Annotated in this window: 22 protein-coding genes; 14 read left to right on the plus strand and 8 right to left on the minus strand. The window is 41.7% G+C overall.

Annotated features, from left to right (window positions below; translation table 11 throughout):
- The first annotated feature begins 17 nt into the window (after positions 1-17).
- Positions 18-1,697 (plus strand): long-chain-fatty-acid--CoA ligase, encoded by a 1,680-nt coding sequence (locus FTV03_RS03280; protein ID WP_168378241.1) that lies wholly within the window; start codon positions 18-20, stop codon positions 1,695-1,697.
- A gap of 57 nt (positions 1,698-1,754) precedes the next feature.
- On the opposite strand, the gene FTV03_RS03285 is transcribed toward FTV03_RS03280, so the two are convergent.
- Positions 1,755-2,144 (minus strand): hypothetical protein, encoded by a 390-nt coding sequence (locus tag FTV03_RS03285; protein ID WP_078189471.1) that lies wholly within the window; start codon positions 2,142-2,144, stop codon positions 1,755-1,757.
- Positions 2,145-2,252: 108 nt separating this feature from the next.
- Here FTV03_RS03285 and FTV03_RS03290 point away from each other — a divergent pair, with 108 nt between their 5' ends.
- The gene (locus FTV03_RS03290; protein ID WP_078189470.1) at positions 2,253-2,651 is read left to right on the plus strand and encodes an MAPEG family protein; all 399 of its coding nucleotides are present in this window, start codon (positions 2,253-2,255) and stop codon (positions 2,649-2,651) included.
- Between the two features lie 115 nt (positions 2,652-2,766).
- Positions 2,767-3,303 (plus strand): inorganic diphosphatase, encoded by a 537-nt coding sequence (gene ppa / locus FTV03_RS03295; protein ID WP_078189469.1) that lies wholly within the window; start codon positions 2,767-2,769, stop codon positions 3,301-3,303.
- Between the two features lie 103 nt (positions 3,304-3,406).
- Here ppa and FTV03_RS03300 read toward each other — a convergent pair whose 3' ends face one another.
- The gene (locus tag FTV03_RS03300; protein ID WP_180039912.1) at positions 3,407-4,741 is read right to left on the minus strand and encodes an OprD family outer membrane porin; all 1,335 of its coding nucleotides are present in this window, start codon (positions 4,739-4,741) and stop codon (positions 3,407-3,409) included.
- Positions 4,742-5,457: 716 nt separating this feature from the next.
- Between FTV03_RS03300 and FTV03_RS03305 the strand changes: the two genes are divergently transcribed.
- Positions 5,458-6,234: a TorF family putative porin gene (locus FTV03_RS03305; RefSeq protein WP_180039913.1), complete on the plus strand. Its 777-nt coding sequence runs from the start codon at positions 5,458-5,460 to the stop codon at positions 6,232-6,234.
- A 396-nt stretch (positions 6,235-6,630) separates the two neighbouring features.
- Positions 6,631-7,368 carry a TorF family putative porin gene (locus tag FTV03_RS03310; protein WP_180008086.1) on the plus strand — a complete coding sequence of 246 codons (738 nt, stop codon included), beginning with the start codon at positions 6,631-6,633 and terminating at the stop codon, positions 7,366-7,368.
- Positions 7,369-7,411: 43 nt separating this feature from the next.
- On the opposite strand, the gene FTV03_RS03315 is transcribed toward FTV03_RS03310, so the two are convergent.
- On the minus strand, positions 7,412-8,902 hold the full coding sequence (locus FTV03_RS03315) for a YifB family Mg chelatase-like AAA ATPase (protein ID WP_180039915.1): 1,491 nt from the start codon (positions 8,900-8,902) through the stop codon (positions 7,412-7,414).
- A 66-nt stretch (positions 8,903-8,968) separates the two neighbouring features.
- A complete protein-coding gene (locus FTV03_RS03320; RefSeq protein ID WP_078189551.1) occupies positions 8,969-9,196 on the minus strand; it encodes an accessory factor UbiK family protein in 228 nt (75 codons plus the stop codon).
- A 278-nt stretch (positions 9,197-9,474) separates the two neighbouring features.
- Between FTV03_RS03320 and glnK the strand changes: the two genes are divergently transcribed.
- The 7 genes from glnK (at position 9,475) to FTV03_RS03355 (ending at position 15,643) form a co-directional block, all read left to right on the plus strand.
- The gene (glnK, locus tag FTV03_RS03325) at positions 9,475-9,813 is read left to right on the plus strand and encodes a P-II family nitrogen regulator (protein WP_067763174.1); all 339 of its coding nucleotides are present in this window, start codon (positions 9,475-9,477) and stop codon (positions 9,811-9,813) included.
- A 61-nt stretch (positions 9,814-9,874) separates the two neighbouring features.
- On the plus strand, positions 9,875-11,266 hold the full coding sequence (locus FTV03_RS03330; RefSeq protein WP_180039917.1) for an ammonium transporter: 1,392 nt from the start codon (positions 9,875-9,877) through the stop codon (positions 11,264-11,266).
- Positions 11,267-11,404: 138 nt separating this feature from the next.
- Positions 11,405-11,863 (plus strand): transcriptional regulator NrdR, encoded by a 459-nt coding sequence (gene nrdR, locus FTV03_RS03335; RefSeq protein ID WP_067763170.1) that lies wholly within the window; start codon positions 11,405-11,407, stop codon positions 11,861-11,863.
- Between the two features lie 36 nt (positions 11,864-11,899).
- Positions 11,900-13,003, plus strand: a complete 1,104-nt coding sequence (gene ribD / locus FTV03_RS03340) for a bifunctional diaminohydroxyphosphoribosylaminopyrimidine deaminase/5-amino-6-(5-phosphoribosylamino)uracil reductase RibD (protein ID WP_180039919.1) — start codon at positions 11,900-11,902, stop codon at positions 13,001-13,003.
- Entirely contained in the window at positions 13,000-14,292 is a 1,293-nt protein-coding gene (locus FTV03_RS03345; RefSeq protein WP_078189462.1) for a DNA adenine methylase, read from the plus strand. The genes ribD and FTV03_RS03345 overlap by 4 nt, the downstream gene beginning before the upstream one ends.
- A 33-nt stretch (positions 14,293-14,325) precedes the next feature.
- Positions 14,326-14,985, plus strand: a complete 660-nt coding sequence (locus tag FTV03_RS03350; RefSeq protein WP_078192598.1) for a riboflavin synthase — start codon at positions 14,326-14,328, stop codon at positions 14,983-14,985.
- Between the two features lie 112 nt (positions 14,986-15,097).
- Positions 15,098-15,643: a VTT domain-containing protein gene (locus FTV03_RS03355; protein ID WP_078189460.1), complete on the plus strand. Its 546-nt coding sequence runs from the start codon at positions 15,098-15,100 to the stop codon at positions 15,641-15,643.
- Between the two features lie 62 nt (positions 15,644-15,705).
- Here FTV03_RS03355 and FTV03_RS03360 read toward each other — a convergent pair whose 3' ends face one another.
- The 4 genes from FTV03_RS03360 to FTV03_RS03375 form a co-directional block, all read right to left on the minus strand.
- Positions 15,706-15,924: a hypothetical protein gene (locus tag FTV03_RS03360; RefSeq protein WP_180039921.1), complete on the minus strand. Its 219-nt coding sequence runs from the start codon at positions 15,922-15,924 to the stop codon at positions 15,706-15,708.
- A gap of 142 nt (positions 15,925-16,066) precedes the next feature.
- Positions 16,067-16,705, minus strand: coding sequence for a hypothetical protein (locus FTV03_RS03365; RefSeq protein ID WP_180039923.1), 639 nt, complete (start codon positions 16,703-16,705; stop codon positions 16,067-16,069).
- A gap of 39 nt (positions 16,706-16,744) precedes the next feature.
- Positions 16,745-17,152 (minus strand): DNA polymerase III subunit chi, encoded by a 408-nt coding sequence (locus tag FTV03_RS03370; RefSeq protein ID WP_078189457.1) that lies wholly within the window; start codon positions 17,150-17,152, stop codon positions 16,745-16,747.
- The gene (locus tag FTV03_RS03375) at positions 17,145-18,593 is read right to left on the minus strand and encodes a leucyl aminopeptidase (protein WP_180039925.1); all 1,449 of its coding nucleotides are present in this window, start codon (positions 18,591-18,593) and stop codon (positions 17,145-17,147) included. The genes FTV03_RS03370 and FTV03_RS03375 overlap by 8 nt, the downstream gene beginning before the upstream one ends.
- Before the next feature lie 159 nt (positions 18,594-18,752).
- Here FTV03_RS03375 and lptF point away from each other — a divergent pair, with 159 nt between their 5' ends.
- Both lptF and lptG read left to right on the plus strand, forming a co-directional pair.
- Entirely contained in the window at positions 18,753-19,853 is a 1,101-nt protein-coding gene (gene lptF / locus FTV03_RS03380) for an LPS export ABC transporter permease LptF (RefSeq protein ID WP_180039927.1), read from the plus strand.
- Between the two features lies 1 nt (position 19,854).
- The gene (gene lptG, locus FTV03_RS03385; protein ID WP_180039929.1) at positions 19,855-20,925 is read left to right on the plus strand and encodes an LPS export ABC transporter permease LptG; all 1,071 of its coding nucleotides are present in this window, start codon (positions 19,855-19,857) and stop codon (positions 20,923-20,925) included.
- The last annotated feature ends 46 nt before the right edge of the window (positions 20,926-20,971 follow it).

The raw sequence follows: 20,971 nt of genomic DNA on the forward strand, positions 1-20,971 counted from the left end.
CAGGAGAATTGGGCGTTATGGAAAAGATTTGGTTCGCTGAATACCAAAAGACAGGGATTCCAGAAACTGTAGAATTACCCGCAGAAAATACCTCATTGGTCGATATTTTTGAGCGTAATTTCCAGAAGTTTGGCTCAAGAGATGCCTTTATCTTTATGGATAAAGTCTTAACTTTTAAAGAACTTGATGAAGCTAGCCGTAAATTTGCAACTTATTTGCAAAGTTTAGGTTTGGCCAAAGGTTCACGCGTTGCAGTCATGATGCCGAACGTTCTTCAATATCCTGTTGTCGCATTGGGTGTATTCCGTGCTGGCCTGGTATTGGTCAACGTGAATCCACTGTATACCTCTCGTGAACTTGAGCATCAATTGAATGACTCTGGAACAGAAGCTCTTGTTATTATTGAAAACTTTGCATCTGTTTACCAAGCGATTATTGGTAAAACCCCAGTAAAACACGTGATCGTGGCATCTGTGGGTGACATGCTTGGTACGCTGAAAGGTACATTGGTTAACTTTGTATTACGTTCAGTACGTAAACAAATTCCAGCTTGGAACATTCCAGGTCATATTCGCTTTAATGCAGCAATGTCTAAAGTGAGTGCAAACAATTACAAACGTCCAAACTTAACTTTAAGTGATACTGCTGTACTTCAGTATACCGGTGGTACAACTGGCGTATCTAAAGGCGCAGAATTGACCCATCGTAACCTTGTGTCAAACATGTTGCAGTGTGATGGTATTTTCCAAAGTAAATTTGGTCAGAAAGATGGTCAGCCAGATGATCGTATCTTCTGTGCATTACCGCTGTATCACATCTTTGCATTTATGGTGTGTGCACTTTACGGTATGTACAAAGGTCAGGCAAACGTATTGATTCCTAACCCGCGTGACCTACCTGCGGTAATGAAAGAATTACGTAAATACCAACCTTCATTCTTCCCAGCAGTGAACACATTGTTCAATGCTTTGGTGAACAATGAAGAGTTCAAGCAACTTGACCACAGTAAGCTAAAAATGGCGATGGGTGGTGGTATGGCAGTGCTTCCTTCGACTGCAGAAGCGTGGAAGAAAGTTACAGGTACCAATATTATCGAAGGTTATGGTTTATCAGAAACTTCACCTGTTGCAACCGCAAACCCTCCAGCATCAATGGAATTCAGCGGTACGATTGGTATTCCATTGCCACTGACTGAAGTTGCTATTTTAGATGATGATGGCAATGAAGTTGCTCAAGGTGAGCAAGGTGAAATTTCGATTCGTGGTCCTCAAGTCATGAAAGGCTATTGGAACCGTCCAGATGAAACTGCCAAAGTAATGACGGCGGACGGCTTCTTCCGTACAGGTGACATTGGTGTCATGGATCCACGCGGTTATGTGAAGATTGTAGACCGTAAAAAAGACATGATTTTGGTGTCTGGCTTCAACGTTTATCCTTCTGAAATTGAAGAAGTTGTTGCAAAACATCCAAAAGTACTAGAAGTTGCTGCGATTGGTGTTCCTGATGAAAAATCAGGTGAAGTACCTAAATTATTCGTTGTGAAAAAAGATCCATCTTTAACAACTGAAGAAGTTTTGGCATTCGCAAAAGAAAACTTAACTGGCTATAAACGCCCACGTTATGTTGAATTTATGGATGAATTACCAAAATCGAACGTCGGTAAAATTCTACGTAAAGATTTGCGTAAAACAGCATAATACGATGCATAAAAAAGCGCCTTCGGGCGCTTTTTTTATCGCTTTAAATTTAGTTCATTAAAGCTTGCCTTTATTCATCGACCAGCGATCAAAGTAGCGACGTCCTACACCAAAAACACCTAAGAAAATAAACATCGCGCCGAACTGACGACTAAAGCCAGATTGGTTATAGCTGCCATAGGTTAAAATATTGTCGACTAAACAATATAGTGCAATGACAATGACCCAATGCCAAAGGGGAAGTTGCTTGATGGAAACTGCATAGAATGCAATCCACATGATGACAAAGCTGAAAACAGTCGACCAGACATTTAAGTTGGCGCAGATCACAGCAAGTAAAAATGCAGTCACTGGAATGACAATTTTTAAGACACGATCGACGCGAAGCTGATGGCGTTTTTGCTCTTCAAGAACTTCAAATAATTGATCTTGATCAGAAGTACTCATAGAGGATCCTTTCATCTGCCGATTATAAAAACACTATATTTAACAAAAATTATTCACGAAATGCCATGGTATTATAGCAGCCATAAAAATCTTCCTGAGAAAAAACACATGCACAGCATCAGTGGGATCATCTATCTCATTTTGGCCGCTTGTTTATTGCCATATGTATTTACATTTATTGCGAAGCGAGCTGCAGGTTTTAAGTCGAGTGATAATCAAAATCCACGTGAAGTTTTAGCGCGCTCTACAGGATTGGCGAGCCGCGCACATGCAGTGCAGCAAAATAGTTTTGAAAGTTTACCTTTATTTATTGCGGCTATTCTAATGGCCGAATACATGGTGATTCATCAGCAATACATCATGACCTTTGGGATTGCCTATCTCGTTTTACGCGTCATTTATGGGTTATGTTATTTAGCCAATTGGGCAACTTTACGTTCAATTATTTGGACCTTGTCGATGTTATGCCCAATTTGTCTGATGTTATTGGTCATTAAATTAAGCTAAATGTTCTGCTTGATGATTAAATTATCAGCATGATCGCTAAAATCACAAAAAAAGCGATAAAACCGTTATAATTGTGCCGGATTAAAAGATTTAACTTTGTTTAAAGAGTGATGCTATGAGCTACAGCAATATCCCAGCGGGTAAAGATGCACCAAACGACATCTATGTCATTATTGAAATTCCTGCAAATGCAGCACCAATCAAATACGAAATCGATAAAGATTCTGATGCGTTATTTGTAGACCGTTTCATGGGTACTGCAATGTTCTACCCAGCGAACTATGGTTATGTTCCAAATACATTATCTTTGGATGGTGACCCACTAGACGTACTTGTGGTAACTCCACATCCAGTAGAACCAGGTTCTGTAATTCGTTGCCGTCCTGTTGGTAAATTGAACATGGAAGATGACGGTGGTGTTGATGCAAAACTCGTTGCTGTTCCACACGACAAATTGACTCCGCTTTATAAAGATGTTCAAGAATATACAGATCTTCCTGCATTATTGATCAATCAAATTGAACATTTCTTCCAACACTACAAAGACTTAGAACCTGGTAAATGGGTTAAGTTAAGTGGTTGGGAAGGTGCTGATGTTGCGAAACAAGAAGTACTTAGCTCAATTGAAGCTTACAAAGCTGCGAACAAATAATATTGTTTTAAGCTGAGCATCGTTGTTATATGAAAACGATGCTCATAAAAAAAACCTGCACAGTGTGCAGGTTTTTTTTCGCTATCTTAGAGTAGTTGCGAAATTAAAATAATTTCACAGGGATGTCTAAGAATAAACGCCATTCGTTTGTATCACCGATATAGTTACCAGCTTGGTAGTTATCACTTGCGCGGTAGTAAGAATGACGTACACGTAAGCTTGCGTCCTTAGCAAAACCAGATTGAACAGTATATTTCACTTGGTTAAAGAATTCGCGCTCTTGACCTTCTTTTGCTGAATTGTTGACTTTAATATCCCAGCCATAAACGAATGCAGAAGTCCAGTTCAAGCCTGGCACACCATAATCAGTAAAGTTTAAGTTATATTGAACTTGTGCCGATTTTTCATGGTTCCCCACAAAGTCAGATAAGTATGAGTTAGCTACATAGATTGACTGTGCGCCATCAGCATTTTCGCCATAGTCATAACCAGTGTTGCCTGTATTTTGTTGGTAAGCTAGCATGACTGAGTGAGCGCCTTGGTTTAATGTACCTGCAAGAGACCAGATGCTATTGCTGCGGCCGTCAACATTTTTATTACCAATTGTTGAAGAATAAGTTCCAGCTTGCTCGTCCCATTCAGTATGGTAGCCATTGAAGTCTACATTTAATGAGCGTTTTTCAGCTAAAGGCAATGTGTAGTTTGCATTGATGTAGTGACGTTCAAGCGCATCTTCACTGTCTAAGCCATAGTAAGATGCATTAAGCTGATCGTTAAATTTGTACTTTGCACCCCAAACGATTGCATTATCTAGATGACGGCCATCAGTATTGATTTGATCTGAATATTGATTCTCTGTGAATTTACCAGCAACCAATTCTAGATTTTCAATTTCACGGCTTTTCGCAAGAACACCAGTGAAATATTCTGGAACCATACGTGCTGTATTAGACGCAAGTACAGGAAGATCTAGAACTTGGGTACCGTATTCAACAGTTGTATTTGATACTCGTGCTTTAACGCTAGCTCCGCCACGCGCCCAATGGTCATAGGCGTCTACATCACCATTTGCATCTTTAGCTCCGCCGTTATGAAGCGGAATCATGCCATTGCCAGCATTATCATTGCTGCCTAATTTGAATGAAGCGTCGCCAGTAACATTTACACCAAAGCCGATAATACCTTTTGTAAAACCAGATTCAAGTTTTACAATCGCAGACTGAGCAGCTGAGCTGGTATCTGTTACTCGTTTTACTGCACTAGTATCATTGTCAATGTAATTGGTTTTGTCACGGTTGATGTAACCTGTACGGAACAATACAGAGCCTTCAGCATCTTCCACAAAGCCTTTAGATTCACTTTGTTCGCTAGCAAAAGCAGTAGAAATAAGAGCAGCGTTTACTAATACTGCAAGTGTTAGTTGTTGAGCTTTAAGCATTGGGAGAGAGCCTCATGCAAATTTGGTTAATATGTAGTGCGATTGTATATTTTTTCTTAAAAAAATCACTATTTTTAATGCGCTTATTACACTAAAGTTAGAAAACATTCAGATCATCGGTCAATCTGTAATAAGCAAATGTTTCGTATGTTATTGTTGTTTAACAAATAGTTTATTTAAATTGAATATATATTAAGCTAAAGAGAAGTTTCTTCATTGCTTATCATAAAAAAATATAAAAAACGGTAAAAACTTTCATTTAACTTGCTGATTTATCATTACTCTTCGCGACAATTTGTGCTGAATTTAAATTGGTATTTTGATCAAAAAGTATAAAAACTGCTGAGGTGCATGGCATCAATGTTCAGGCTAAGTAAGCACTGTTGGCGTGTTTTTTTTGTAAATAGAGAATGACTTTTAGCGAAGTCGTCAGAAATGTTTTCCTTAAAATCTAGCTCAATAAAAGATGATAATAATCGTGATATATACATATAAATTAAAACATTAAATCATTGTTAAAGACTGGAACACGATAAAAGATATTTTATGAATCAATAGCTTATTTTTTACTATTTTATATAATCTTACCTTTGTTTTTAAATGATTTAATTGATCAAAATAAGAAAAAGGGGCTATACAGTGCGGTAAAATCGATTAAAATCGGCGCTAAATTTTACTCAACCCAATCCACGATCGATCCGATGTGGGGACTAAACATGATTCAATTTTATAAAAAAGCCATTTTAAGTATTTTAGTGACCCTAGGTACAGTCCCTGCATTTGCAGAACAAACTGAACAAGCCACAACTGCACAAGGGAATTGGTCTGGAAGTTTGGGCGTGGTAAACAAATATGTGTACCGTGCGAGTGAAGAAAATGATCAAGCGGCATTACAAGCCGGACTTGAATATGCACACAACAGTGGGCTGTTCGCGGGCTATTGGGGTTCTACACTCAACTATGACCCTACGGACGACAGTCAGTCACATGGTTTTGAACATGATTTCTATGTCGGATATGGACGTGAACTGAATGAAGATTGGAGTTATAAGTCACAAGTGATGGCCTATGTCTATCAAGGTGGCGGTTCAGTGTATAACGACGACCGATCTGAAAAGCGTCGCACAACGGGCGTCGAATTTATTCAGGACATAAGTTATAAAGATTTAACTGCAAGCATGGCTGTATTGTTGTCTGATGTTAATTATGGCAACGCAGGTGATGTATATCTGAATGCTACTTATAGCTATGCATTACCTTATGATGTTTCATTAAATTCATCGCTTGGTGTTTCTGTTTTTAATGACAGTCGTGATGATAGCCTATTAACAACCACAGAAGATGTGGTGTTCACTGAAGCACGTTTAGGCTTGAGTAAACCGATTGTAGATACTGGGTTTGAAATTGCTGCTGATTATGTATGGGGCGGTAAAGATCGTGAAGGCGAGCAATTAGACGATAACGTTGTGGTTGGATTGACCTATTCTTTCTAACATTAACGAGTTGACCGTATTCGGTCATATTCTTGAAAGTGCATAATGGTGATTGTGCACTTTTTTTATGCATTTTTGAGATCGGTGTAGAAAAAATATACTCAAAAAAGCGCATTTTTAAAATCCTGTTACATCTATCAACCCGAAGATTTAAATAATCTAAATAGATGAAAATCTGCATTCTAAAATAAATTAAAGAGAAAAAAGGCCAAATAGGATAATTAAAAAATAATAAATAAAAACAGTAATATATTGGTTTTTGATAAACCAAAATGGTGACTTTTATAAAAAAAATATGCGCTTATTTTTAAACATGGCACAGCGCTTGCTAATACCTCATTGAGTTCAACGAAATAACCAAAAAATACGTCGTCGCACGATGTGGGGGAACAAACCATGAAATTTGCACTTAAAGCTTTATCAATCGCTGTACTTGGAGCAGCATCGACGTTTACATTTGCTGAAGCACCTGCTTCAGAGCATTCTGTATCTGGAAATATCGGCGTACTATCTAGCTATAATTTACGTGGTATTACCAATGTGCCTGAAAATAAAGATGCGACAATCCAAGGTGGTTTGGATTATAGCCATGCATCAGGCTTCTATGCGGGTTGGTGGGGTTCAACATTAAACTATGGTGATGACCTACCGAATGGTTTTGAAAATGATTTTTATGCGGGCTATAACGGTTCAATTAATGATGATCTTGGTTACACAGCAGGTCTAACTTACTACTATTACTATGATATTGATACAAGTGATGCAAACGGTTTAGAAACAATGCTTGGGCTAAGCTATAAAGATTTTGGCTTAACAGCGCAAACTTTGCTTGAAGATGTTTCATGGGGTAATGCAGGTGATACTTATATCAAAGCATCATATAGCTATGCACTTCCTAAAGACTTCAGTCTAGATACCGCGCTTGGTTTATATGCATATCAAGATTCAGGTGATTTTGAAGATAATTTAGGAACAACAGAAAGCTTTGGTTTCCGTCACTTTGATATTGGTCTAAGCAAGCCTTTAGCAGATACAGGTGTTACCGCAAGCATGAATTACACAGTTGGTGGTTATGACCGTGCGGATGAAAAACAAAAGAATAAAGTCGTATTTGGTTTGAAATACGAATTCTAATGTTAAAAAGCATTAAAAATGGCGACCTAGGGTCGCCATTTTTTTAAGTATTGAGCTGGCTTCGATAGGACAGTGCTTCAGAAACGTGCTGAGCTTGAATGTGTTCACTTTGAGCTAAGTCGGCAATGGTTCTGGCAACACGTAATACGCGATGATAAGCACGCGCAGATAAATTCATTCGTTGCTGTGCTAACTGTAAAATATTCTGCGCAGTAGCATCCAAAACCGCTTGTTGCTCCAATTGCGTCGGCGTGAGCGCCATATTGGATTTTTGCTGACGCTCTATTTGTAACTCATAAGCTTGAATGACACGATGCCTAACTGTACTTGAACTTTCAACCTCTTGCGAACTTTGTAATTCATGCGCTGCCAGTGGCGGGACATCTATATGTAAATCAATACGATCTAATAATGGACCTGAAATACGGTTTTGATAGCGTTTAATACTTTCAGCACTACATTGACAACGGCTGTCTTGGTTAAAGGCATAGCCACATGGGCAAGGATTCATTGCTGCGATCAATTGAAAATTCGCAGGGAAGGTGATTTGACGAGAAGCCCGTGAAATCACAATTTCTTTGGATTCGAGTGGTTGCCGTAATACCTCCAACACCTTTCGATCAAATTCAGGCAGCTCATCTAAAAATAAAACCCCTAAATGTGCCAAGGTGATTTCACCCGGTTTAGGATTTGATCCTCCACCGACGAGGGCAATCGCAGATGCCGTATGGTGTGGCGCACGAAATGGACGTTGCCCAAAATGATGATTTGCACCTGCAATGGAATAAATACTCGCGACTTGCAAATTTTCTTGCATATCTAAGGGCGGAAGAATGCTGGCTAAACGCGAGGCGAGTAGAGTTTTACCTGTGCCTGGAGGGCCACGAAATAGCAGGGAATGACCGCCAGCCGCCGCAATTTCTAAAGCACGACGTGGTCTCAGTTGACCTTTCACATCAGATAAATCAAAAGGGTAACTGTGTTGATTAGCTGACGATGTTGAAGGGTGGCTGCTGATTAAGGCTGAACGACTCAAATGTTCACATACATCCTTAAGATGCTGAGCAGGAAAGACTTGGAACTCCGGCAGTTGCGCCGCTTCATCGGCATTGAGTGCCGGTAGAATCAGATGATGCCCGATATGCTGACAGGCAATGGCTATACTTAAGATGCCACTGACAGGTCGTAAATAACCATCAAGTGCCAATTCTCCAATAAATTCAAAACCATCTGCTGCATTTTCAGGAAGTTGTCCCGACGCGATCAGAATCCCTAAAGCAATGGCGAGATCTAAACGTGAACCATCTTTGGGTAAATCTGCGGGTGCAAGATTGATGGTCAGACGTTTGGTCGGAAACTGAAAGCCGCTATTAATAATCGCAGAGCGGACACGGTCTTTACTTTCACGGACGGCGGCCTCAGGTAGGCCCACAATGGTCAATGAAGGCAGGCCTTGGCTGACATGAACTTCAACTTCAATTTGGGGTGCATTTAAGCCGAGCAAACCCCGAGTATAGATTTTGGCAAAAGACATATTATTGTTCCGTTATGGTGCATTATTTTTAATCGTTATGCGTCTTTTGTTGCACTAAAAAGGTGCTTATTTTTTGTTCTGAATTTTTTGTTCGAGTTCTTCGACGTGTTTCAACAATTCATTTAAACGTAAATTGGCATTATTCAGTGCAGTACGTTGGCGTTCGATTTCTTCTTTAGATACGAGATCCATTTTGCTCACAGCTTCATTGAGTAAGCTGCGAAGATTATGTTCGACGTCTTTTTTCGGCTGATCGATTTGTTCTAATATCGCTTGTAATAAGGTTTCAATCATTGTTTTGACCATCCTCAGTGAATTGGTGGCAGCAGTTTAACATCGCCACATTCATGACCATAGTGCTTTTATTTAAATATGCGTTTAATCGATCAGTAAAATCGTAATTCTTCTAGTAAAAACGTCTATTTTTATAAGCATACGCAAGATTATCCGTATAAAATAGGTTATAAAGAAATCTCATGCTGGGCTGACTATTTTCCCCCGACTGTAGTCATATTGGCATGAAAATTGAACATAAAACCTTACAGGTGAAATAAGCCGAAGGAAAACAAAACATGAAGCTCGTAACTGCAATTGTAAAACCTTTTAAATTAGATGACGTGCGTGAAGCACTCTCTGAAAATGGTGTTCAAGGGATCACTGTCACTGAAGTTAAAGGCTTCGGTCGCCAGAAAGGTCACACTGAACTTTATCGTGGTGCTGAATATGTGGTTGATTTCTTACCAAAAGTAAAAATCGAAATCGCAATCAGTGATGAAATGGTCGATACCGTAATTGAATCAATTACTCGTGTTGCAAGCACAGGAAAAATTGGCGACGGTAAAATTTTTGTAAGCAATCTGGAACAAGTCATCCGTATCCGTACTGGTGAAACAGGTGCAGATGCCGTTTAAAAAATTGGCATGAAGTTTGCTGAGTAGCTAATAACTCAGAAAATCAGGTCGGGGGATACGAATGAAAAAAATGCTAATTGCACTCGGCTTGTCCAGTGCACTTTTAGGTGGTTCTGTTGCGTGGGCTGAAGAAAGCGCAACAGCACCTACAGAAGAAGTCACAGTAGTTGATACTGCAAATACAACAGAAGCTGCAGTTCCAGTTGAAGCAGCGCCAGCACCTGCGGAACCAGCACCTACAGAAGAAGAACCTAAGCTCGATACAGGTGATACAGCATGGATTTTAGTATCCACTGCACTTGTTCTACTTATGACAATTCCCGGTTTAGCATTGTTTTACGGCGGTATGGTCCGTAAGAAAAATGTACTCAGCACCATGGCACACAGTTTTGTTGCTGCGGGTGTCGTGAGTTTAACGTGGGTGATTGTGGGTTATACCTTAGCATTTGGTGAAGGCAATGCCTTTATCGGTAGCTTAGACAAATTTATGTTGTCGGGTATCACTACAGAAGCGTTGACGGGTACGATTCCAGAGATTCTTTTTGTTATTTTCCAAATGACATTTGCCATCATTACCGTTGCCATTATTAGTGGTTCGATTGCAGAACGTATGAAATTCGGTGCTTTTGTTGCTTTTATCGCAATTTGGAGTGTCGTGGTTTATGCACCAATTACTCACTGGGTATGGGGTGGTGGTTGGTTAGGTAACGACGGTGCGCTTGATTTTGCGGGTGGTACAGTAGTTCACATCAACTCAGGTGTTGCGGGTCTCGTTGCAGCGTACATGCTTGGCAAACGTATGGGGCTTGGCCGTGAATCTATGGCACCACATAACCTAACTTTAACCGTCATCGGTGCAAGCCTTGTGTGGGTAGGTTGGTTCGGTTTCAACGGTGGTTCTGCACTGGGTGCAAATGGTTCGGCTGGTTATGCATTGGTGGTAACACAAGTTGCAGCAGCGGCAGCAGCAGTGGCATGGTTAATTACTGAAAAAGTAGTTCGTGGTAAAGCGTCTGTCTTGGGTGGTGCTTCTGGTGCGGTAGCAGGTCTTGTGGTGATTACACCTGCGGCTGGTTTTGTAACAGTTGGCGGCGCTCTAGCGATGGGTCTGATTGGTGGTGTGGTTTGCTTCTGGGGTATTACTGCACTGAAACGTGCGTTGAAAGCGGATGACTCTTTGGATGCGTTTGGTCTACATGGTGTCGGTGGTATCGTGGGTGCGATCCTTACAGCATTCTTTGCCAGCGAATTCATCATGGGTGACAATGCACCGAGTAACTTAATGCATCAATTATGGGTTCAAGTCGAAGGTGTAATAGCGACAATTGCTTACTCAGCTGTGATGACATTCATTATCTTGAAAGTGATTGATCTGGTGATTGGCATCCGTGTTGAAGCTGATGACGAACGTATGGGTCTAGACTTAAGTCAACATGGCGAACGTGTAGAATAATAAGATCACAGTAAATCAATATATTGTGTAAAACAGCCCGAAAGGGCTGTTTTTTTTCCATATCTAGCGTAAAGCTCTACAAATTTCAAAATTTTTGCTACACTCTAAATCCATTCGGATTTGTTCAATTTAACCGCTATGCATTGTCCATTTTGCAACGCTGAAGACAGTAAAGTGATTGACTCACGTCTTGCTGCTGAAGGCTGTCAGATACGCCGCCGCCGTGAATGTATTAGTTGCGGTGAACGTTTTACAACTTTTGAAAGCTATGAAGTGGTGATGCCGCGTGTCATCAAGTCTGATTCAAAGAGCGAACCTTTTGATGAAGCCAAGTTACGCCGCTCGCTCATGCATGCCTTGCAAAAGCGTCCAGTAACGCAAGAGCAAATTGAAACGGTACTCAGTGATATTCAATTGCAAATTCGCCGTTTGGGTGAACGTGATGTGAAATCACGCACCATTGGTGAAATTGTCATGCAGTCATTGTTTGCTTTAGATCATGTGGCTTATGTACGTTTTGCTTCTGTGTACCAAGACTTCCAAGATGTAGAAGCTTTTCGTCGTCAAATTGAACAAATGCAGCAGCGTGAGCACTAATGCACATCTGCTTCCATTTTTATCATGAGTGATTACATGTCTGAGTTAGATCAAGTGACTTTGCAGCAGCATCAACAGTGGATGCGGCGTGCAATTGCATTGGCACAGCAGGGGCAATACAGCACTCGTCCCAATCCCAATGTGGGCTGTGTGATTGTCAAAGACGGTCAATTGGTTGGTGAAGGCTTTCATCCCAAAGCGGGTCAACCACATGCTGAAGTCTTTGCAATGCGTGATGCAGGTGAGGCCGCACGTGGCGCAACCGCTTATGTGACTTTAGAGCCTTGCGCACACTATGGACGTACGCCACCTTGTGCCAAAGGTTTGGTAGAAGCAGGTGTTGCTCAAGTCGTTGTAGCATGTCCCGATCCGAATCCATTGGTTGCGGGTAAAGGTGTACAAATCCTACGTGATGCTGGCATTGAAGTGATCACAGGTATTTGTGAAGCAGAAGCGCATCAATTGAACTTGGGCTTTTTAAAAGCCATGGCGACGGGCATGCCTTATGTCCGGCTCAAAGTCGCATCGAGCCTGGATGGGCGTACTGCCATGGCCTCGGGTGAGTCTAAATGGATTACCGGTGCAATGGCGCGACAAGATGTACAGCATTGGCGTGCGATATCAGGTGCTGTGATTACTGGGATGGAAACAGTATTAGCAGATGATTGCTTACTCAACGTACGTCAACTCGATGATGCTGTTGATATGCGAAGCGTGGTTCAGCCGAAACGTATCGTGCTAGATCGCCAAGGCCGCTTGCCATTAAGCGCAAAAATATTGCAGCAACCTGAAACCGTGATGGTCATGGGGCCATATCGTCAGGAACTTGCTGACTTGGGCGTGGTACAATTTGAAATTCAGCCTTTGGCCGATCTGTTAGCAGCATGCGTTCAACAGTTCCAAATTTATGATGTCCTTGTGGAAGCCGGTGCGACACTTTCGACCGCTTTCTTACAAGAACATTTGATCGATGAAATGATCAGTTATGTTGCACCGACCTTGTTGGGTCAGTCAGCACGTGCGATGTTTAATGCGGAATTTGACCGCATGGCAGAGCAGCTTCGATTTAAGCTGAAAGATGTCACTCAATTGGGTGATGACATTCGCTTAAGGTTAATCCCTTCTCAAGAGACGCTATGAATTCAGAGTCTACGGTTTATCACAAACGTCGTCATGCGGCTCGTACCACAGACGAATATCTTTTCCATCAGTTGGTTCCTTATTTGGGAAACAAACGCCGCCTATTACATCTGATTTTAGAAGCACTTGAGCAAACGGGAACCTTAAAACGCGAAGATGGTCGTGCGCCGATATTTGCAGACTTTTTTGCAGGTTCGGGTGTGGTATCACGGTTGGCTCGTCAAAACGGCTATCGTGTTATTGCCAATGACTGGGAACCCTACAGCCATGCCTTGAACAGCGCGATTCTCTCTTGCGTTGAAGCACCTGCTTTTAAAGAGTTGGGTGGCTATCAGAAAGCGATTGATTATCTGAACCGTTTGCCAGAAGTTAAAGGTTGGGTGACCCATAACTTGTGTCCACGTAATGATGAAATCTACGATCCGGCACGTGACCGTTTATTCTTTAAACGTCGTAATGGTATGCGTATCGATGCGATTCGTCAGCAAATTGCAACTTGGCAGGCTCAAGGCGCGATTGATGATGTGGAAATGAGTGCTTTGTTGGCACCGTTATTGTATTCAGCAAGTTTTGTCAGCAATACCAGCGGTGTATTTAAAAGCTTTCATCATGGTTGGGGTGGTAAAACCCAAGCAGCCTTAGATCGTATCGGTTCATTGTTATGGCTGACCCCAAGTCGTTTTTGTGAAATTGGTGATCCGAAAAAACCCGCCGCGGAAATGTGGTGTGTCGACGCACAGCATTTGGCTAATCAAATGAGTGGCTTTGAAGTAGATGTGGCTTATCTCGATCCACCATATAACCAGCACGCTTACAGCAGTAACTACCATGTGTTGAATGCCTTAACGTTATGGGATCAGGTGGATTTACCAACACCAGACACCAAAGGCTTTAAGAGCGGAATCGATCGTGCATGGCGTAAAGAACGTCCAAGTCCATATAATTCTTCGAAGCATGCGAAAGAAGCTTATGAAAAATTATTAGAAACCATCAATGCACGTTACATCCTGACGAGCTATTCAACCGATGGTAATATCAGCGCCACAGATTTGTTACAAGCCAATTTAAAACGTGGCCGAGTAAGCTTATTGACGCAAGATGTACCACGTTACCGCGTGAGTAAGCAGCGTCAGTCTGAACGTGCACGCGTACTAGAGTTTATTGTCATCACGGATACGCATGCCAAATCAGGTCCACCGATCCGTCAGTTGTTGAGTCAATTGCACCATTTTGCAGAATTGGGTGGTGTCGATACCTCTGGTGTGAGTACGCAACTTGATTTGTGGTAAAAATCATCGCCCCATATTTTTCAGGGATTGAACATGTTTACAGGCATTATTGAAAGTCTAGGTAAAGTTGAAAGCATTCAAAACGTGGGTGGCGATGTCCGCTTACGTATCCAGACAGATTTAGACATGTCGGATGTGCATTTGGGGGATTCTATTGCCACCAATGGCATTTGCTTAACCGTGATTGACTTTGGCAGTAATTGGTATGCAGCCGATGTTTCACGTGAAAGTTTAAATCGGACCACCTTGGAGCACTGGAAAGCAGGGCAGGCGGTGAATGTGGAAAAAGCCATGTTGCCGACTACGCGTTTTGGTGGACATATTGTCAGTGGTCATGTCGATGCCGTGGGTGAAATCACTCAAGTTCGTTCAGATGCGCGTTCTATTTATTTTGAAGTGACCGCACCGAAAGAAATTGCACGCTATTTAGCGGAAAAAGGCTCTGTGACCGTGGATGGTATTAGCCTGACAATTAACCATTTACGTGGCAATGTGCTGAGCTTAAATTTAATTCCGCACACGGCTGAACGAACCAATATCGGTACGTGGAAGGCTGGGGCTAAAGTGAACTTAGAAGTGGATGTTTTAGCACGTTATATTGAGCGTTTATTGCTTGGTGATAAAGCCGCTGAGACCACAGCGCAATCTAAAATTAGCTTAGATTTTCTCGCTGAAAATGGCTTCTTGAAATAAGTTGATACCGAAGAAAACCAAACAGTCTGATTGAAAAATTAGACTGTTTTTTTATTTTTGGTGATAATGCGTCGCGGAATGACATATATGATGAATAATCAGACAGGTGATAATGATTGATTTCTTACTGAATCTGGAACAGTGGTTACCCATGTTATTGGAAAATTATGGTGTGTGGATTTATGCCATTTTATTTCTGGTGATATTTTCAGAAACGGGTTCAGTATTTATGTTCTTCCTGCCGGGAGACAGCCTGTTGCTTGCCATTGGCGCATTATGCTCAACGACGGAAGTGGTGCATTTACACACCATGGGGCTGATGTTATTTGTCGCATCGGTCTTGGGCTACTGCGTCAATTACTATACGGGCAGCGTGTTAGGCATTAAGTACTTTAATAAGCACACACGTTACTTTAAGCCCGAATATATGGTCAAAACCAATAAATATTTTATGAAGCATGGCGGTAAAACGATTTTAGTCGCACGCTTTGTACCTTTTGTACGTTCTTTTGCGCCTTTTGCCGCTGGATCTGCACGCATGAGTCTTGGCACATTTATGTTTTATAATGTGCTAGGTGGTTTTATCTGGATTGGATTATTACTCGGTATCGGTTATTTCCTAGGACATACCGTTTCTGCAGTTGCAGATTTGGTCTAAGCCAAACTTAAACATAAAAAAAGCCCACAGTTGTGGGCTTTTTTTATGGAGTAGATGACAATTTAGTGCTTTGTAACGGTCACCACATCAAGAGTTTGAAAAATCGAGCTTTGGGGCGGTTGCTGAATGCTAAAACCCCCTTTTTCTGATTCTCGGCTGAGATACACCGAAATACTGTGAAAGTCTGAATGACTCAGCCAAAGATCTTTGGCACGAATGTCCCATTGTTCTCCAGCAGATAGAGAGGATATTTTCTGGGTAATCTGGTGAATGATGTCCATATTGAATTCCCATCTGGATGCATGATTATATTTTTAGGATGGCTGAAGCATTGTGTTTTGAGGGACAATGCTTCAGCCATATGAACATCATGTTGCAAATACATGTCAGTTTAATGACAGTGACCAGACTTCGATCGACAGCTTACGATGCTTGGGATGATGTAGATTCTGTCGAAAAATTAGAATTTTCTAAGATATAGTCAATTTCTTCTTGTGCGGCAGCTTTCAATTTTGCACGGAAATCACTGACGGCTATTTCGATTTGCGTTTCTGCCTCAAGTTCCAAACGCACGCGTACACTTTCAAGTTCTGACAACATTTGTCCTTCGCTGACCGATAAGCTTTGACTTAATCCCGCTAAACCCGTTTCAGGGTTTTTATGATAGCGAGCGGCATAGTGTTGTACTTCACGATCAAGATTATGCTGCATCATGGTGAGCGCTTGTGTTTGTGCAGCAAAGCGTAACTCTTCGTCACGTTTCAGTTGTTCTGCATAGGCTTGTTCAGCTTCACGTTTTTCTTCTAAGGCTTTTTCTAAAGCCAATTGTTTACGAATACGAGCATCTTCTATCAACTGTGCTTTTAAATCTGCATAGGCAGACTCAATTTTGTCAAAAGACACTTGCTGTTGCTGTTGGTCATTGACCAGCCAGTGTTGAATGTCTGTACTGGGATTGAGGACATCGCAAACGCGACCAAGGTCATCAATAAAGGTCTGACGAATAGCTTCAGGTACTTTTAACCAGCGCTGTTTAAAGTCTGGACCGACATTCAATGCCATGGTGCATCTCCTTGCAAATAGGGTAAAACCAATATCACGTTAAAGTTTGTGGGTCTGTGGTTGAACGCCCAAACGTCGATATTGTTTATATTTTTCACGCCCGATAATTTTAGCGGGTTCGTTATTTTCAATAATTTCGATAATGTGACTAAAACTTGCGAACTGTTCAAGTGCTTGATCGTTAAAATTAAACACAATCCAGTCGGCTTGCTCAGGCAATTGGGCAGAAATACAGACCGTTGCCTCGGCTTGATCGATACCATGGGGAATGAAACCTGTGTGATCGAAACTCCACAGGCGTTCATCAAGTTGTTGCTGTAAGTCTGGGTCAGCACAATGTAGCCAAATACGTACAGGCTGACGCAGAATCTTACGGCATAAACGACAAGTGCTTTCGACTTGTCGTTCAGGACTTTTTTCAAATAAATAAAAGCTAACTTTAGCCATTCGCTTGAGCACGATTCGCTAAGAATTGCATTAATAATGGCACAGGACGACCTGTTGCGCCTTTATTTGCACCTGAGTTCCATGCAGTACCAGCAATGTCTAAATGCGCCCAACGATATTCACGCGTAAAGCGTTGAAGGAAACATGCAGCTGTTACAGAACCTGCTTTTGGACCACCAATGTTGGCAATATCTGCAAATGGAGAATCAAGTTGTTCTTGATAATCTTCAATTACGGGCATGCGCCATACGCGGTCAAAGCTATGTTGACCTGCAGCAGTCAATTCAGCCGCAAGTTCATCATCCGGAGTGAACATACCAGTAAGGACTGAACCCAATGCCACAACACATGCACCAGTGAGGGTTGCAATATCAATCACCAGTGCAGGGTTAAAGCGTTTTACATAGGTCAAGGTATCGCACAGAACCAAACGACCTTCGGCATCGGTATTTAAAATTTCAACGGTTTGACCGCTCATGGTTGTCACGATGTCACCCGGGCGAGTGGCATGACCAGACGGCATGTTTTCTGCAGCAGCAATTGCGCCGACAACATGAATTGGTAATTTCGCTTCACACAGCGCACGGATGGTACCCAAAACTGATGCAGAACCGCACATGTCGAATTTCATTTCGTCCATGCCAGCACCCGGTTTAAGTGAGATACCACCCGTATCAAAAGTCACGCCTTTACCAACAAGCACCACAGGTGCTTCTTCACGGTTTGAAAGGTATTCGATGGTAATAATACGGCCTGGACGGTCAGAACCTTTGCTCACAGCAAGGAAAGCACCCATACCGAGATCAGCCATTTGCTGTTCATCGAGTACAGTCACTTTGAGTTGATCCGGAAATTCAGCTGCAAGCGCTTGAGCTTGTTCGGCTAAATATTCAGGGAAACAGATATTGCCCGGACGGTTACCTAGGTCACGGGTAAAACTTTGACCTGATTGTACTGCAGAAATTAAGTCAAGCTGTGCAGTGGTTAATGGACTTTCAGCAGCGATTAAATGGATCTGCTCCAAAACAAATTCATTTTTCTTAGACTTGTATTCATCAAATGCATAAGCCGCTTGCGTCAGGCTAAGTGCAAATAAATAATGTTGTTCTTGTGGTAGGGCAGAGATATCGACACTGATCTGTTTGAATTTTTTTTGTGACGCTTTAATAATGGTTTGTGCAATTTTTGCAAATTTATTGACCTGTAATTCAGCAACTTTGCCGAGGCCTAAAAGAGCGCTATTGCGACAAGCGGCAATGTTCGCCACCAAAGGCAGGCTTTCATTGAGTGCTGCTTTAAATTGAGTCGCTTCAATTAAATTATCTAAATCATTGATTTGATATGAAGTAGCTGCATTTGTAACGTACTCAGAATCTACTAATATCAACAAATATTGGCTGGACGCATTCGCTTGGAATGACGTATTAATAGAAAGTTTCATGTGCGGTATTTATGCCTTTTTAAATTTATAAACCATTAAACCATTGAAACATTTATATGAATAGAGTTTCAATGAGCAACAAGGGTATAGGTTTTATATTTTCTACATTCGGGTAAACTAACGCTAGTTTTTATTGGCCCTATTTTTGGAAGAATTAATTTGATTATTCGGCGTTATCTGGTCAAGCAAGTGGTGTCGACATCACTGGTTGTGATTGCCTTATTGACCTTGATCATGATGGGTGGTCGTTTGATCAAGTACTTTGGTGTGGCGGCGCAAGGTCGTTTAGATGCAAGTATTTTATTTAGCATTATTGGCTACCGTTTGCCTGAATTTTTAACCTTAATTCTTCCGCTCGGTTTCTTTATTGGTCTGATGTTGGTCTTTGGTCGTCTGTATGTCGATCATGAAATGGCTGTGCTTAATGGTAGTGGTGTCAGTCGAAATCAATTGTCACGTTTATTGGTGCCGATGACTGTGGTCTTTATGGCTGTTCAAGCATTTTTGATGCTGTGGGCGTCGCCTTGGGGCATCCGTCAGTTTGAAGCATTAACGACTTCGCAAGCGGTACGAACAGGCTTTGACTTGGTTCGACCAAAAGAGTTTATTTCCTCTGGGCCCTATACCATTTATGCAGGGGACTTGTCAGAAGACCGTAAAAACTTAAAAGATATTTTCTTTTATCAGCGTGCAGAAAAAGAGGGTAAGCCTGATGTCATTATTTTGGCAAAAGAAGCGACCCGCGTCGAAGTGCCCAATGATAATGCCAATGTTGTTGATTTAGTTGAAGGTCGCCGTTACGAAATCTATCCGGGACAACCACGCTATTCTCAAGCTGAATTCCAAAACTATCGTTTACGTTTAGAAAATGATAAAGAAGCAAAATTTGAAAGTACCGAAGTAGAAGCTTTGCCAACCTCGAAGTTATGGGATAACCGTCATGATCCTGTGGTTGCCAGTGAACTTGGTTGGCGAATTTTTGTGCCGTTCGCTATTTTGGTGGCGTTATTGCTTGCCACCGCTTTGTCTGAGGTAAGTCCTCGTCAAGGGCGTTACCTAAAACTGTTCCCAGCCTTACTTATTTTTGCCAGTTTAATCGTAGCTTTAATGGCGATCAAAACGCGAATCAGTAAAGATGAAATGGGGATTTGGGCTTATCCACTGGTCTTAGTGATTTACGGTATTGCAGCAGCATTGTTCTCGCGTAAACAAAAATTAGCGCCCAAAATTAAGAAACAAATTCAGCGAGTGAGGTCTTAAAATGTTGGCACGTCGTATAGTTGCAAAACATGTGACCAAAACTACTGCTTTAGCCATGCTTGGTGCGACCGCGGTATTGGCTGGCTTACAAGTGCTTTTTACTTATTTAGGTGAATTGGGCTCGCTGAAAGAAGGCTATAACGCATGGAATGCTTTGCAGTATGTGTTATGGAGTTCACCGAATTATTTATATGAAATTTTACCAATTTCAGCCTTGATTGGAGCGGTACTGGGTTTAGGGACTCTAGCTTCAAACAGTGAATTGATTGTGATGCGTTCGGTCGGCATCAGCCTTTGGCGGATTGTGGGCTGGGTGATTCGTTCGGCACTCATTTTGGTGGTTTTATCCTTTGCATTAAGCGAATGGGTCATTCCCTATACCAATGAACAAGCCAAAAGCGTCAAAAGTCACCGCACTGCGGCTGAACTGGGCGAAGTCAAAGGCTATTGGTCACGTGAAGGCCAGCGCTTTATTTATATTGACTATGCCAATTCACAAGGTCAAATTAAAGATGTTCAGGTTGTTGATTTTGATGAAAAATATCGTTTGCGAGGCACTTTGGATGCGGAGCAAGGGAATTTTGTCAAAAATGGCTCTTGGTCGCTGCAAAATTCAACCCAAGTGGATCTATTAGCGACGGGTGATGCCGTGGCGAAGCAAAATGCTGAACAGCCGCTTTCATTGGCCTTGCAACCTAAATATGTGCATATGGTTACCATTGACCCTGAAGATTTATCACCGAGTCAATTGGTGAGCTTTATGAGCTATATGCATGAATATAGCCAAGTCCCGAAAACTTACCAATTGGCGTTTTGGCAAAAGTTTGGTTCGCCCTTTGCTTTAATTGCCTTGGTGGTAATTGCGTGTTCATTTATTTTTGGACCTTTACGTCAACAGTCGATGGGTTTTCGCTTGGTGATTGCCTTATTTGCTGGACTGGGTTTTTACTACTTACAAGATTTCTTAGGTTATGCAAGTTTGGTGTACGCGCCATCGCCTGCATGGTTCGTCTTTATACCAATTATTTTGATGTTTGTAGCGGGTGGCTACCTGCTGCACCGCGCACGTTAAGTGCATGCAAGATTGAGTAAAACAATGTTGATGACCTAGATAAACC

It is taken from the genome of Acinetobacter sp. YH12218, from assembly GCF_013417925.1.
Classification (GTDB): domain Bacteria; phylum Pseudomonadota; class Gammaproteobacteria; order Pseudomonadales; family Moraxellaceae; genus Acinetobacter; species Acinetobacter amyesii.